This window comes from Aquimarina longa SW024, assembly GCF_001401755.1.
Lineage (GTDB): Bacteria > Bacteroidota > Bacteroidia > Flavobacteriales > Flavobacteriaceae > Aquimarina > Aquimarina longa.
In genome coordinates this window covers 1-12,617 of sequence record NZ_AVQK01000026.1, presented here as the reverse complement: position 1 = coordinate 12,617, position 12,617 = coordinate 1, and the positions used below count along the sequence as shown (strand labels likewise).

The 12,617-nt window shown below is 27.8% G+C and carries 17 protein-coding genes; 12 read left to right on the top strand and 5 right to left on the bottom strand.

Annotation, left to right across the window (positions count from 1 at the left end; translation table 11 throughout):
* Positions 1-11 precede the first annotated feature (11 nt).
* Entirely contained in the window at positions 12-560 is a 549-nt protein-coding gene (locus N456_RS06560; protein ID WP_062055154.1) for a Smr/MutS family protein, read from the bottom strand.
* Between the two features lie 2 nt (positions 561-562).
* A complete protein-coding gene (locus tag N456_RS06555) occupies positions 563-775 on the bottom strand; it encodes a hypothetical protein (RefSeq protein ID WP_062055152.1) in 213 nt (70 codons plus the stop codon).
* Positions 776-1,008: 233 nt separating this feature from the next.
* Between N456_RS06555 and N456_RS06550 the strand changes: the two genes are divergently transcribed.
* From N456_RS06550 to N456_RS06535, 4 genes are all read left to right on the top strand, one after another.
* Positions 1,009-1,278: a DUF2752 domain-containing protein gene (locus N456_RS06550; RefSeq protein WP_062055150.1), complete on the top strand. Its 270-nt coding sequence runs from the start codon at positions 1,009-1,011 to the stop codon at positions 1,276-1,278.
* 16 nt (positions 1,279-1,294) lie between these two features.
* Positions 1,295-1,618 (top strand): CCC motif membrane protein, encoded by a 324-nt coding sequence (locus N456_RS06545; protein WP_062055148.1) that lies wholly within the window; start codon positions 1,295-1,297, stop codon positions 1,616-1,618.
* Between the two features lie 88 nt (positions 1,619-1,706).
* Positions 1,707-1,997 carry a DUF2752 domain-containing protein gene (locus N456_RS25355; protein ID WP_062055146.1) on the top strand — a complete coding sequence of 97 codons (291 nt, stop codon included), beginning with the start codon at positions 1,707-1,709 and terminating at the stop codon, positions 1,995-1,997.
* An 8-nt stretch (positions 1,998-2,005) separates the two neighbouring features.
* A complete protein-coding gene (locus N456_RS06535; protein ID WP_062055144.1) occupies positions 2,006-2,314 on the top strand; it encodes a CCC motif membrane protein in 309 nt (102 codons plus the stop codon).
* Positions 2,315-2,580: 266 nt separating this feature from the next.
* On the opposite strand, the gene rocD is transcribed toward N456_RS06535, so the two are convergent.
* Positions 2,581-3,822, bottom strand: a complete 1,242-nt coding sequence (gene rocD / locus N456_RS06530; protein WP_062055142.1) for an ornithine--oxo-acid transaminase — start codon at positions 3,820-3,822, stop codon at positions 2,581-2,583.
* A 276-nt stretch (positions 3,823-4,098) separates the two neighbouring features.
* On the opposite strand from rocD, the gene rlmD reads away from it, so the two are divergent.
* The 3 genes from rlmD (at position 4,099) to N456_RS06515 (ending at position 7,105) form a co-directional block, all read left to right on the top strand.
* Positions 4,099-5,508, top strand: a complete 1,410-nt coding sequence (rlmD, locus tag N456_RS06525) for a 23S rRNA (uracil(1939)-C(5))-methyltransferase RlmD (RefSeq protein WP_062055141.1) — start codon at positions 4,099-4,101, stop codon at positions 5,506-5,508.
* 405 nt (positions 5,509-5,913) lie between these two features.
* A complete protein-coding gene (locus tag N456_RS06520; protein ID WP_062055139.1) occupies positions 5,914-6,429 on the top strand; it encodes a DUF6452 family protein in 516 nt (171 codons plus the stop codon).
* The gene (locus N456_RS06515) at positions 6,395-7,105 is read left to right on the top strand and encodes a DUF6048 family protein (protein ID WP_062055137.1); all 711 of its coding nucleotides are present in this window, start codon (positions 6,395-6,397) and stop codon (positions 7,103-7,105) included. The genes N456_RS06520 and N456_RS06515 overlap by 35 nt, the downstream gene beginning before the upstream one ends.
* A 60-nt stretch (positions 7,106-7,165) precedes the next feature.
* Here the strand turns inward: N456_RS06515 and N456_RS06510 are convergent, their stop codons facing one another.
* Together N456_RS06510 and N456_RS06505 are read right to left on the bottom strand one after the other, a co-directional pair.
* Complete coding sequence (locus N456_RS06510) at positions 7,166-7,570, bottom strand: MerC domain-containing protein (protein ID WP_062055134.1); 405 nt, start codon at positions 7,568-7,570, stop codon at positions 7,166-7,168.
* A 553-nt stretch (positions 7,571-8,123) separates the two neighbouring features.
* A complete protein-coding gene (locus N456_RS06505; protein WP_062055132.1) occupies positions 8,124-9,266 on the bottom strand; it encodes a THUMP domain-containing class I SAM-dependent RNA methyltransferase in 1,143 nt (380 codons plus the stop codon).
* Positions 9,267-9,389: 123 nt separating this feature from the next.
* Between N456_RS06505 and N456_RS06500 the strand changes: the two genes are divergently transcribed.
* The 5 genes from N456_RS06500 to N456_RS06480 all read left to right on the top strand — a co-directional run bounded on the left by N456_RS06500 (position 9,390) and on the right by N456_RS06480 (position 12,379).
* A complete protein-coding gene (locus N456_RS06500; RefSeq protein WP_062055130.1) occupies positions 9,390-10,121 on the top strand; it encodes a class I SAM-dependent methyltransferase in 732 nt (243 codons plus the stop codon).
* The gene (locus N456_RS06495) at positions 10,121-10,798 is read left to right on the top strand and encodes a ZIP family metal transporter (RefSeq protein WP_062055128.1); all 678 of its coding nucleotides are present in this window, start codon (positions 10,121-10,123) and stop codon (positions 10,796-10,798) included. Before N456_RS06500 ends, N456_RS06495 begins: the two co-directional genes overlap by 1 nt.
* A gap of 6 nt (positions 10,799-10,804) precedes the next feature.
* On the top strand, positions 10,805-11,233 hold the full coding sequence (locus N456_RS06490) for a DUF4268 domain-containing protein (RefSeq protein WP_062055126.1): 429 nt from the start codon (positions 10,805-10,807) through the stop codon (positions 11,231-11,233).
* 393 nt (positions 11,234-11,626) lie between these two features.
* A complete protein-coding gene (locus N456_RS06485) occupies positions 11,627-11,815 on the top strand; it encodes a hypothetical protein (RefSeq protein WP_062055124.1) in 189 nt (62 codons plus the stop codon).
* 63 nt (positions 11,816-11,878) lie between these two features.
* On the top strand, positions 11,879-12,379 hold the full coding sequence (locus N456_RS06480; protein ID WP_158447838.1) for a DinB family protein: 501 nt from the start codon (positions 11,879-11,881) through the stop codon (positions 12,377-12,379).
* The last annotated feature ends 238 nt before the right edge of the window (positions 12,380-12,617 follow it).

Below are 12,617 nucleotides of genomic sequence, written 5' to 3'. Positions count from 1 at the left end.
TCTGTAATCCATTATTTAGGGTTTTGAATAATATACACTTCCATTGCTCCCATCCCATACTTTCTATAGTTTCCTTCAGAGATTTTCAATCCATCATATCTCCCAAATAGGTAATTAAGTTCTTCTTTTAAAACTCCTTGCCCTACTCCATGAATAAAAACCACTGTAGGGATACGCTTATTAATAGCAAAATCTAATTGTCTTTTTGCTACATCTAATTGTAAATTAATCATATCATAATTTGTCATTCCTTTTGTTGACTTCACTAACTTATTGATATGTAAATCTACCTCCATTGGAGGTGCACTACGCTCTTTAGGCTTTACTATAGTTTTTTTAGATTTCTTTTTAAAAATTTCTTTTTCTTGTAAATTTTCTTGTACTTCTTCGTAAGAAGGAATAATCATTTCACCTGAATGAATTTTTACTACTTCCCCAATAGAAAAAACCATATCAAATCCATCTTCAGTCTCTATAGTTACTTCTAATAAAGTTATTGCAATAACATTACCTGTGATAGGTTCATCTAACACAGACACCGTATCTCCTATTTTTATCATATTTATTCTTCTTCTTCAAAATGTTGATCAGGATTACTGTTGATTTTTGATTTTATAGTTGCATTAACCATAAACAGTCCTAGCATTAAAAAAATCAATCCTGCACTCTTAATATAGTAATTTTTATTATTCAAAGAGAACTCACTTAGAATAGCAATAGCTCCAATACATATAAAAAGTACGCTTACTATTTTTTTTATTTTAATATAATTCAAAATTTTAAAGGTTTATTATTTTGTTAATTTAAGTCAATAACTATCTTGACTTCTTGATGCAAATGACTATATAATTTTTATTTACAACTTAATAATCATATAAAATACGATTCCTTATTTCACATTTGCAAAAGTATTAAATAATGAATTTTTAAACCTCTAAATTTTTCAAATAACTTTATTATGTATATTGCAGACAATAAATAGAAAACTATTACTTCTTGGAAAAATACATGCTTCCTTGTCTAAATAAGAAATTTTTTGGTGTTGACTGTTTAGGGTGCGGTATGCAAAGATCTATTGTTCTACTATTTAAAGGAGATTTTATTGCTGCTTTTTATATGTATCCTGCAATTTACCCTATAATAGCGTTACTTCTTTTTTTAGGTCTCAACTTTTTCATTACATTTAAGTACAGTAAATTTATCAAAATGAGTCTAATACTTATAACTTCACTTACGATCATCATAAGCTATTTAATCAAAATGAAAATTATTTCTTAACTAATCAATTAAAATTATGGAACAACAAACATTACCTAATTCTACAATAATCTTAATTTTTGGAATCCTATCAATATTAGGATGTTGCTGTTATGGCATACCTGGTATTATTTTGGCTGTAATTGCTATAGTGCTTTCTAAAAAAGCTGCTACAATATACAACCAAAATCCTGAATTATACAAAGGGTATCAAAATGTAAAAACAGGAAAAATATTAGCAATTATAGGTCTAGTATTAAGTATTATTTATTTAATATATGTCATCTTTTTATTCGCTACTCTAGGATATGAAGGTATATTAGAGATGCAAAAAGGGATGATGGAACAATATGGAAAATAATCTAATCTGTAAATGAATTATTTTAAAAAAACTGTTCGAGATTGTGTTTCGAACAGTTTTTCTTTAAACTATTTTTTGCATCTATTTATTGGAATCTTTTATCAACTATATTGAGTCTAATCTTCTACAATGCCCAACAAAGGAGTTAATTGGGGTTAATTGTTTAGGATGTGGCTTTCAAAGAAGTTTTATACTACTCATTAAAGGTAATTTAATAGAGTCATTTCTTACATATCCAGCGCTTATACCTCTATTACTTATGTTTGGATATCTAATTACACACCTTATGCTAAGGTTTAAAAATGGAGCTAAGACACTTCAATATTTTTATATATTAAATAGTATACTTATTATTATAAATTATTTTGCAAAACCCTAATATATCATATGAAAACTAAACAACAATTACCAAATGCTACATTGGTATTAATATTTGGTATCACATCAATTATAACCTGTTCTTGTTATGGAATTCTAGGATTAGTATTTGGTATCGTTGCATTAGTATTAGCTCAGAAAGCCAAAGAGTTATATCTTAAAAACCCTGGGTTATATTTGGGATATGAAAACCTCAAAGCTGGAAAAATTTGTGCTTTAATTGGCGTAATATTAAGTTCTTTATACCTTTTAATAATTATTGGTTATATCATCTTTATGGGTACAGTACTATTATGGCCTGAAACTCTAAATTATTAGCGATACAAATACCTAAATCAACAACCACAGACAAAACTTACGAGGTATGCTTGCTAAATGATTTTTACTATTGAGACAAACCATGGAGAATAAAGTCTCTATGAGAGATTAAATAAAAAAGAGTGCTATTTTTCAACAGCACTCTTTCTTGTTTTTAATTCCCATAAACAACACTTCTACTTAAATGCTTTTATAGAAAATAAATAATGAATTAATAATTTAAAAAAGTAATCTATAAAATTACTTTTCAAACACTTTCTTATATTTTATTCAAAACCTTTCAATGTTTTTATAATAATATTTACACAATCTAATAATTGTTCTTTATTCATTACTAATGGCGGTGCAAAACGAATTATGTTTCCATGAGTTGGTTTAGCCAAAAGACCATTCTCTTTAAGAGCAACACAGATATTCCATGCCGTATCACTTTCTTCTGAATCGTTTATTAGAATTGCATTTAGTAACCCTTTACCTCTTACCTGTTTTGCTATTTTAGAATGTTCTATATATTTAGATAATTCTGATCTGAATAAATCACCTAGTTCGGATGCATTTTCTGCTAGTTTTTCATCTCTAACTACCTCTAATGCGGCTATGGCTACTGCAGCTGCAATAGGATTTCCTCCAAAAGTACTTCCGTGATTACCAGGTTTAATCACTTCCATTATATGATCATTTGCTAATACTGCTGAAACCGGATAAGCTCCACCACTTAATGCTTTTCCTAAAACAAGGATATCTGGTTTTACATTTTCATGGTTTACAGCTAATAATTGTCCTGTACGCGCAATTCCTGTTTGAACTTCATCTGCAATAAATAACACATTATGTTTTGCACAAAGTTCTTTTGCCTTAGTTAAATATCCTTCTGAAGGCACGTATACTCCTGCTTCTCCTTGGATAGGTTCTACCAAAAATCCTGCAATATTTTCATTATTCTTTAAAGTTTCCTCTAAAGCAACAATATTATCATATTCAATTTTAATAAACCCTGCTGTGTATGGTCCGAAATTTTTTCTAGCTACTGGATCATTTGAAAATGATATAATAGTAGTAGTTCTTCCATGAAAATTATTTTCACATACAACAATCTGAGCTTCATTTTCTGATATGCCTTTCTTCTCATATGCCCATTTTCTACAAAGTTTCAAAGCCGTTTCTACTGCTTCGGCACCAGTATTCATAGGTAGTAACTTATCAAAACCAAAATATTCAGTAGCAAATTTTTCGTATTCACCTAGTCTATCATTATAGAATGCTCGTGATGTTAACGTTAAGGTCTGTGCTTGATTTACCATTGCTTCTACAATCTTAGGATGACAATGCCCTTGATTAACTGCAGAATATGCACTTAAAAAATCATAATATTTTTTGCCTTCTACATCCCACACATATACTCCTTCTCCTTTACTCAACACTACAGGTAATGGATGGTAATTGTGGGCTCCATACTTATCCTCTAATTCAATTGAATGTTGTGATGACTTTTTGTCTAAAATTGCCATTATTCACGTATTAAAAATAAAACTTTACAATTCCTGCTTTGAAAATAAAGTTCAGGAGAGAAATCATCCTAATGAAATGAGCTACAAATTAACAAATATTAATTTAGTTTTCATCGAATTAAGAAACTTTAAATCCACAAAAACTTTTAATCATCTCTTAAAAAAATAGTTCTAGTACTTAATCTGTTTGATTAAAAAGAACAGCATACTTTTATTTTTTTATCTAAAAACTCCTCAAAAGAGCAGTTTTTTTTATTAAAATTCTATTTTTGCGCTATGGCAAGAAAAAATAGAAGACAAGTCTTTGAAAATATCAAAGTTATAGATGCAGGTGCTAAAGGAAAAAGTATTGCTAAAGCCCCTGATGGAAAAGTTATATTTATTAATAATGCGGTTCCTGGAGATATTGTAGATATACAAACGACTAAAAAACGTAAAGCTTTCTATGAAGGTACAGCAACAGTCTTTCATGAATTATCAGATAAACGTGTTGATCCAACGTGTGAGCATTTTGGGACGTGTGGTGGTTGTAAATGGCAATTTATGGGATATGAACACCAACTCAACTATAAAGAACAAGAAATTACAAATAACTTAACCCGATTGGGTAAAATTGAATTACCAAAAGTAAGTTCAATCCTTGGTTCTGAGGATCAGTTTTTCTACAGAAATAAAATGGAATTCTCATTTAGTGATAGTAGGTGGCTTACTCTAGATGAAATCAAAAGCGATACTGAAATTAAAAATCGAAACGCCTTAGGCTTTCATATTCCAGGAATGTGGGATAAAATTTTGGATCTTAACACATGTCACCTTCAAGAAGATCCTAGTAATGACATCAGAAATAAAGTAAAAGCATTTGCTACAGAAAATGACTTATCATTTTATAACGCAAGAAAACAAGAAGGCTTTTTGCGTACACTAATGCTTAGAATTTCGTCTACAGGAGAAATTATGGTATTACTACAATTTTTTCATGAAGATGTTGATAAAAGAACACTTTTGCTAGACTACATTGCTTCAGAGTTTTCTCAAATTACTTCTCTTCAATATACCATAAATACTAAAGGTAATGATACGATTTATGATCAAGAAGTCATTTGTTACAAAGGAGAAGACTATATTGAAGAAGAAATGGAAGGATTACGTTTTAGAATTAATGCAAAATCTTTTTATCAAACTAATTCTAAGCAAGCATATGAGTTGTATAAAATAACTAGAGATTTTGCAAACTTAACCGGAAAAGAATTAGTATATGATCTCTATACTGGTACAGGAACTATAGCACAATTTGTAGCGAAAAATGCAAAAAAAGTAATCGGTGTAGAAGCTGTTCCTGAAGCTATCGAAGATGCTAAAGAAAATGCAAAACGTAATCACATAAATAATGTAGAATTCTATGTAGGTGATATGAAAAAAGTATTCACTAAGGATTTTATTGCACAACATGGTCAACCTGAAGTTGTCATTACAGATCCACCTAGAGATGGAATGCACAAAGATGTTGTAGCACAATTACTGAATATTTCGCCTGAGAAAATAGTTTATGTAAGTTGTAATAGTGCTACACAAGCACGAGATTTAGCTCTATTAGATAGCATGTATAAAGTTACTAAAGTTCAACCAGTTGATATGTTTCCACAAACATATCATGTTGAGAACGTTGTATTACTTGAAAAAAGATAAGTTAACATAGCTTTTAAATTTAGTATTCTGTATGATTTGTACACTACTAAATTTAAAAAATAAGGTAGTTTTATGCATTTATTTAGTGTTAAAAACAAAATAATACGTTATGTATAAAACTATAATCAAGAAAAAAAATGGCAATCAAAAGATAAAAACCAGATGATATATTAATTTATAATTTACTTAGTAACATATCATTATTTTTGATGTCTTTATTTTTAGGAAATAACTCATGTGAATTGCTTAATCTTTTTTATTTTTGGTCATGCAAATCACAAATAAGATCGCTTTTTTGTTTTTACTTTTTTAGAAGGTAGTAATCATATTTTTATAATGGTGTTTATAATTACAAAAAAATCATAATATTCAAGAAATGTAATTTTGCTAGAAAAAAAATAGTACATGAGAATACATAAATATATAGTAGTCATAATCATTATTTTATATTCAAGCTATAGTTGTGAGCGAGATGATATCTGTGCTGAAGATACCCCTACTACTCCTTTTTTAGTTATAAAATTTATAGATGTCGATACAGGAACTGAAGTAAAAATACCATCAGAATTAAAAGTAAAAGCTATAGATGTTGATACACCTTATCCCATTGGTACTATAACAGATTCGATTAAAATACCTCTCAGAAATAATGTTTCTGTTACAGATTATGAATTTACAATAAATTCTGACACTAATAATAATACTGCTGATGATCCTGCACCTAATGTAGATATTGTTAGTTTTCAATATACAACAGAAGAACAATATGTAAGTAGTGCCTGTGGGTTTAAAATTAATTATAAAGGACTTACAGTATCACCACCAGTAGCAGGTAGTGATGGTAGATGGATTAAAAGTATAACAATACAAAGAGAGAATGTAACAGATGAAGCAACTGCACACATATTTATTTTTCATTAGTATATTAATTTTTAGTAATTTCTATGGGCAAGAAGCTCCTAGGACTAGCCCAAAAGATACTCTTCCTCCTACAGAAAAATATGGTTTTAGAGCAGGAATTGATCTTTCTCGAATAATCCGAACTACATTTGATAACAATTATTCTGGATTTGAAATTGTTGGTGATTATAGAATTTATAAAAAGTTTTATATAGCTGCAGAAGTAGGTAATGAATCTCTAATTAGAGATGAAGAAAACATCAATACAAAAGGATCTGGAAGTTATATTAGAGCAGGAATAGACTATAATGTATATGATAATTGGTATGGTATGCAAAATAGTATATATGTCGGTTTTCGTTATGGGTTTTCTACATTTGACCAAACTCTTAATGATTATACTATTTTTTCTAGCACGAATTACTTTGGAGTAAATCAAATAACAAAAAGTATTAAATCCGAAAGTTTAAATGCTAGTTGGGCAGGATTAGTTCTTGGTATAAAGGTAGAGATAATTAAAAATCTATATCTTGGTGCAAACGTTTCATTAAGAACTATTATTAGCGAAAAAAAACCTGATAGGTTTGACAACCTCTATATTCCTGGGTTCGGTCGTACAAATGATTTTAGTAGTATTGGTGTTGGTTATGGATACTCTATAAGTTATCTAATTCCTTTTTTCAAAAAGAAAAAGTAATCTACTTATTTAGCATCAACTCTAACTGAGATAAACTTAGTAAATACATAACATAATCATCTATTTAAAATAGATAATCCTACAATTTTTATACTTTTTTGTATATTTCCAATTATAATAATGCGCAATTATTAAAAAACAAGTCGCTAAAAAATGAAAAATCTTTCCAACAAAATAATCTGCTGCTATAAAACCAGCGCCAAAAAAAATCAATGCTTCTAGATATATAAATATTGGAGATAATTTTTTATGATATTTTTTATACCCTCTATATATTGCTATGAATGCGATAATCAAACTACTAATAACCAACAATATTTCGTAGAGCACATCAGTTATTAAAACAAATCCCATAATAGGGAAAATAGCGATACATATAGGTAAGAATAGACAGTGTATCAAACATAAAAACGAGGCAAAAAAACCTATAAAATCCCAGTTTACTTGTATTGTTTTTTCTATCATAACATTAAAAATCAATAAGTTAACTCCTATTTACCATTAATACTTTTTACACCTATCCTTAAATAAATTTTATTAGATATACAATGTAAAGCCGTATAAAGCTATTTTTTTTAATTCTAAATACATTTTATTGCAATCATGTTGCAATAATACGAAATATCTAATTCTATCACACTTTAAATATGAAAAAACTAGAACGCTCAAAAAGCAGAAGTACGAAGTGTGTTATTACTATCTCAATCAAGAGATATAACATTTATTGACTTATGGTAGTAGTAGTATCATAACTCAATAAGATTAAAGCATACCGTATTTTAGGACAATCTATAGAAAAGAAAAAAACTATTTTGCGACAGGAGAAGATAGTAAAATATAATATCTATTATGTAATAATTATAAAAACAAAATATTTATTTTTAATGCAAATCATACAAAAGAAATAACTTGTTTACTCAATAAAATTAAAAAATCTACTTAGATTATTTTCAAATAACATAAATCAGCTATTAATTATAAAAATATGTAATACTTAACCAATAATAGTACAATCATCCTACACATTCTTATATTTTGCTTTTTTACTTCCAGCATACATTTCATATTTAACCAATCGAGCTTCTAGCTTACCATTGAATACTTTAATTTTTCGAGAAGGTCTAAGTCCAACATGCTTTAAACCTTCTAAATTTGATGTAATAAACCAAGCATTAGTTCCAGAATAGTTTTGTTTTAATGTATCTCCTATTTGTTTATAAAACTCTTCTACATTAATCTCTAGTCTTTCATCATACGGTGGGTTAAAAACAATATGAAGAGGTCCTTCTATTTCTTTTTCTGTTTCAAAAAAATTACCCTCTTTTATTTTTACAAAATCAGTAAGATTAGCATTCTCTAGATTTTTTATAGCCTTTCTTACAGCAGATGGAGCCATATCCATTCCAACTATTGAATAATGAAAATCTCTAGTCTTATTCAAGCAAGCTTCTTCTATTTTTTCAAATAAATCTAGATCCCAATCTAGCCATTTTTCAAATGCAAACTCCTTTCTATTTATATTAGCAGGGATATTACAAGCAATCATAGCTGCTTCGATAGCCATAGTACCACTACCACACATAGGATCTAAAAAATTACTTTGCCCATCCCAACCAGAAAGCAATAACAAACCAGCTGCTAACACTTCATTAATTGGGGCAATATTAGTTGCTGTACGATATCCTCGATGATGTAAAGAACCGCCAGAACTATCTAGAGATACTGTACAAAAATCCTCTTGGATATGAATATCTATCGAAAGATCCGGATATTCTGTATCCACATTTGGTCTTTCACCTGTTTGTTCACGAAATTTATCAACAATGGCATCTTTCGTTTTTAAAGCAATAAAACGAGAATGCGTAAAAAGAGTAGAATTAACCGTAGCAGAAACCGCAAAAGTATCTTCTAAAGTTAAATACTCTTTCCAATGTATGCTTTGAATAAAATCATATATATCTTTTTCATTTCTCACTCTTTTAGAAATAATAGGCTTCAAAATTTTTACGGCTGTTCTCAAACAAAGATTTGCTTTATACATAAAACCTGTATCACCATAAAAACTAACCATACGGTTTCCTATTTCTACTTTTTGAGCCCCTAAATTTCTAAGCTCTTTTCCTAGAATTTCTTCAAAACCAAAAAGAGTTTTGGCTACCATTTTAAATGAATTACTCACTATCTATATTTTCGATATGAAGGTGTCTATTTTTTTCACTACATGAGTTAAAACTTTAAACAACTTCTATAATTAAACCGTAAAAATACATTAATTTTGCGCCTTATGCTAAAAGATTCAATAATGTGGTATACCTCATGGTTTGATACACCTTACTATCATATTTTATATAAAGATAGAGATCATACAGAGGCTAAGAATTTTATGGATAATTTAACCAATTATCTAAGCTTAGAAACTGGCGAAAAAATTTTAGACTTAGCCTGTGGTAAAGGTAGACATAGTATATATCTAAATCAACTAGGTTATGATGTCACGGGTGTTGACCTTTCAAAAAACAGTATAACATATGCTTCGCAGTACGAAAATGAAACTTTAAAATTTAAGGTTCATGATATGTCTCAACCATATTTTGAAAAATTCTCTGCGGTTTTTAATTTATTTACTAGTTTTGGATATTTTGATAATGAGGAAGATAATCTAAATACTATAAAAGCAATAAGTTCTAATCTTAATGAAAATGGTTTTGCTGTTATCGATTTTATGAATGTAGATTATATTATTGAAAACCTAGTTCCTGAAGAAGTAAAAAAAATTGGAAATATTACTTTTAACATTAAAAGATTTCTTAAAGATGGTTATATTTTTAAAGAAATCAGATTTAGAGATAATAATGAAGATTTTTTCTTTACTGAACGTGTAAAAAGCATTACTCTAGAAGGTTTTAAAGAGTATTTTAAAAATGCAAATATTGATTTATTAGATATTTTTGGTAATTACCAACTACAAAAATTTCAAAAAAACACTTCACCTAGACTCATATTAATATTTAAGTAGTGTACAATTATATACTATCCATAGCAGCTGTTTTTATAGGAGCTTTATTAGTGTTAATTTTTAGAGCATCAAACCAAAAAAATCTAAAATTACTCTTAGCTTTTAGTGGTGCTTTTCTTCTTGCAATTACTATTTTTGATTTATTGCCAGAAGTCTTTGAAGACAACCTATTTGCCAAACGTACTGGTGTTTGGATCATGATAGGTATTCTTTTTCAAAAAATATTAGAATACTTCTCCAAGGGCGCGGAGCATGGTCATATTCATTTAAATAAAGAGACTTATCGAGTACCAAAACTATTATTTATAAGTTTAGGATTACATGCGATACTAGAAGGATTTCCTATTCATCATACTGATGGAATTCTGATGGGGATTATTATACATAAAATCCCTGTAGCTATGATTTTGACTACTTTTTTATTAAATACTAAAATTAAAAAAGTAATAATATTATTATCGTTAATTTTCTTTGCTTTAATGACACCGTTAGGCACCTTTATCTCTGAAAATTTTACGATTGCTCAAAATTATTATAAAGAGATTACTGCATTAGTTATTGGTATATTTCTTCATGTATCTACTACTATTCTTTTTGAAAGCAATGAGGGACATAAATTTAATATCACAAAACTTCTGGTCATTCTCGCTGCTACTACTGTTGCATATTTAATATGATATTAAATGTTTAGTAAATCAGAATCAAAAAAAATACGTCAAGAATTTTGGATTAGTTTTGGAGAACAATATCCTCGTAAATGGATTTTATATAATACTAAAATTAAAGATGTAACTCTCAAATTTACATTTACTACAAAAAAAGCGCAAGTATCTATTGATATTGAACCTTCTGATGAGTTAATTAAAGCATATTATTATGATAAATTTATTAGTTTAAAAAATATCATAATTTCTGAATATAGTAATACTATTATCTTCGATGATCGATATCAATTAGATAATACAAAAATTATTTCTCGATTATATATTGAACTTACTGAGGTGAGTATTCATAATAAAAACGATTGGAAAAATGTAATGAAATTCTTAAATGATAATATGAGTACATTAGAATCTTTTTTTACAGAATATAAAGATTTTATTGAGAATTAATTTTTAATTGATTATACTTTTTTTATTTATATCAATAAGTAATAAAGTAGAATAATTATTCTATCTAAAACAAAAAAACAGCAATAGTACGCTACATCTCTTTTTATATCAAATTTTATCTATTAATATTCTAATATCTAACACTAAATAGGGAATAATCTGATAAAACAATTAAAACTAATATCATATTTAACCTATATCAGACAGATAATCAAAATATTAAAAAAACACTGTAGTCATAATTATTATTTAATGTTATATAACAAAATCAGGTTAAAATTTATAAATATATAGCTCAAAATTTATAAATCTTGATCATCCCTTTTTGAAAAATCTAAACTTAACTTATAAATTTACTTGACTTAAATCAAAAAGTAAAATAATAATCATATCATGAAAAAACGTAAAAAAAACATCAAACTAGATTTAAAAAAAGTAAAAATATCTAATTTACAATCTTCTCAAGTAATTGGGGGAAAACTTAAACAAGCAACGTTTCATCTTGGTGATTGTCTTTCATCTTGGGATATTGATTGTATTTATTCTAAAGGAAAAGACGATATGATAAACAGACCTAGATAAATTTTATCTTTAGAAAAGGGCTTAAAGGCCCTTTTTTAATGAAACTAAATTTATAATATGAATATGATATTCCAATCAAATAAAGATTATGATTATCAAATAGGTATTCTAGTTTGTGAAATGGAGTATATACGTAATGAAACCATAAATCTTACAAATACCCTTTCAATTAAAGAATTAGATTATCATTTTGATAAAAACGCTAATAGCATAGGAAGCTTATTGATGCATATTTCAGCTTTAGAATTTAAATTTCTTCTCAATTTTTTATTAAAACGTCCTTTTAGTCTTAAAGAACGTGAAAAATTTGGTCCTGCAATGCCTTCATTAATGCATCAAAGACTAATAAAAGGAAATAATATAGAGTATTATATCAATGAGTTAAAACTTGTTAGAGAACAAACTTGTATTGAATTGAAAAAACTCAGTGATGATTGGTTATCTAAGGAAATTATTTCTTCTGATGAAAAAAATCTAGGTAATCATTTATATTTAAAGAAGCATATCCTTTACGACGAAATTTCTCACCAAGGTCAAATTAAAATGATGATTAAAAGGTTATAATTATTTTTATTAAGAACATCTTTCTCCTAAGAAAAGTTTTGTTAATGATTTATACTTCTTAGTCTAATATCTATTAATTAGTTACAATCCTTAATTTACTTACTGGGAACTGTTAGCTATTAACGGCAGTTTGTCTAGCTTAGTAGGCTAATGCTATTTTGACAGCTAATATTTATCAGTCAAAAATACCTCTTAACCTATCTTGTTCTCAATTTGGATAGTCTAAAAAAAATAGATC

Bases quoted from the DNA above. Each gene is read 5' to 3' on its own strand.
- N456_RS06480 (WP_158447838.1), top strand. From the start codon at position 11,879: ATGATATTCCAATCAAATAAAGATTATGATTATCAAATAGGTATTCTA.
- N456_RS06535 (WP_062055144.1), top strand. From the start codon at position 2,006: ATGAAAACTAAACAACAATTACCAAATGCTACATTGGTATTAATATTT.
- N456_RS06520 (WP_062055139.1), top strand. From the start codon at position 5,914: ATGAGAATACATAAATATATAGTAGTCATAATCATTATTTTATATTCA.
- N456_RS06485 (WP_062055124.1), top strand. From the start codon at position 11,627: ATGAAAAAACGTAAAAAAAACATCAAACTAGATTTAAAAAAAGTAAAA.
- N456_RS06550 (WP_062055150.1), top strand. From the start codon at position 1,009: ATGCTTCCTTGTCTAAATAAGAAATTTTTTGGTGTTGACTGTTTAGGG.
- N456_RS06505 (WP_062055132.1), bottom strand. From the start codon at position 9,266: ATGGTAGCCAAAACTCTTTTTGGTTTTGAAGAAATTCTAGGAAAAGAG.
- N456_RS06545 (WP_062055148.1), top strand. From the start codon at position 1,295: ATGGAACAACAAACATTACCTAATTCTACAATAATCTTAATTTTTGGA.
- N456_RS06500 (WP_062055130.1), top strand. From the start codon at position 9,390: ATGCTAAAAGATTCAATAATGTGGTATACCTCATGGTTTGATACACCT.
- rlmD (WP_062055141.1), top strand. From the start codon at position 4,099: ATGGCAAGAAAAAATAGAAGACAAGTCTTTGAAAATATCAAAGTTATA.
- N456_RS06560 (WP_062055154.1), bottom strand. From the start codon at position 560: ATGATAAAAATAGGAGATACGGTGTCTGTGTTAGATGAACCTATCACA.
- rocD (WP_062055142.1), bottom strand. From the start codon at position 3,822: ATGGCAATTTTAGACAAAAAGTCATCACAACATTCAATTGAATTAGAG.
- N456_RS06510 (WP_062055134.1), bottom strand. From the start codon at position 7,570: ATGATAGAAAAAACAATACAAGTAAACTGGGATTTTATAGGTTTTTTT.
- N456_RS06515 (WP_062055137.1), top strand. From the start codon at position 6,395: ATGAAGCAACTGCACACATATTTATTTTTCATTAGTATATTAATTTTT.
- N456_RS06490 (WP_062055126.1), top strand. From the start codon at position 10,805: ATGTTTAGTAAATCAGAATCAAAAAAAATACGTCAAGAATTTTGGATT.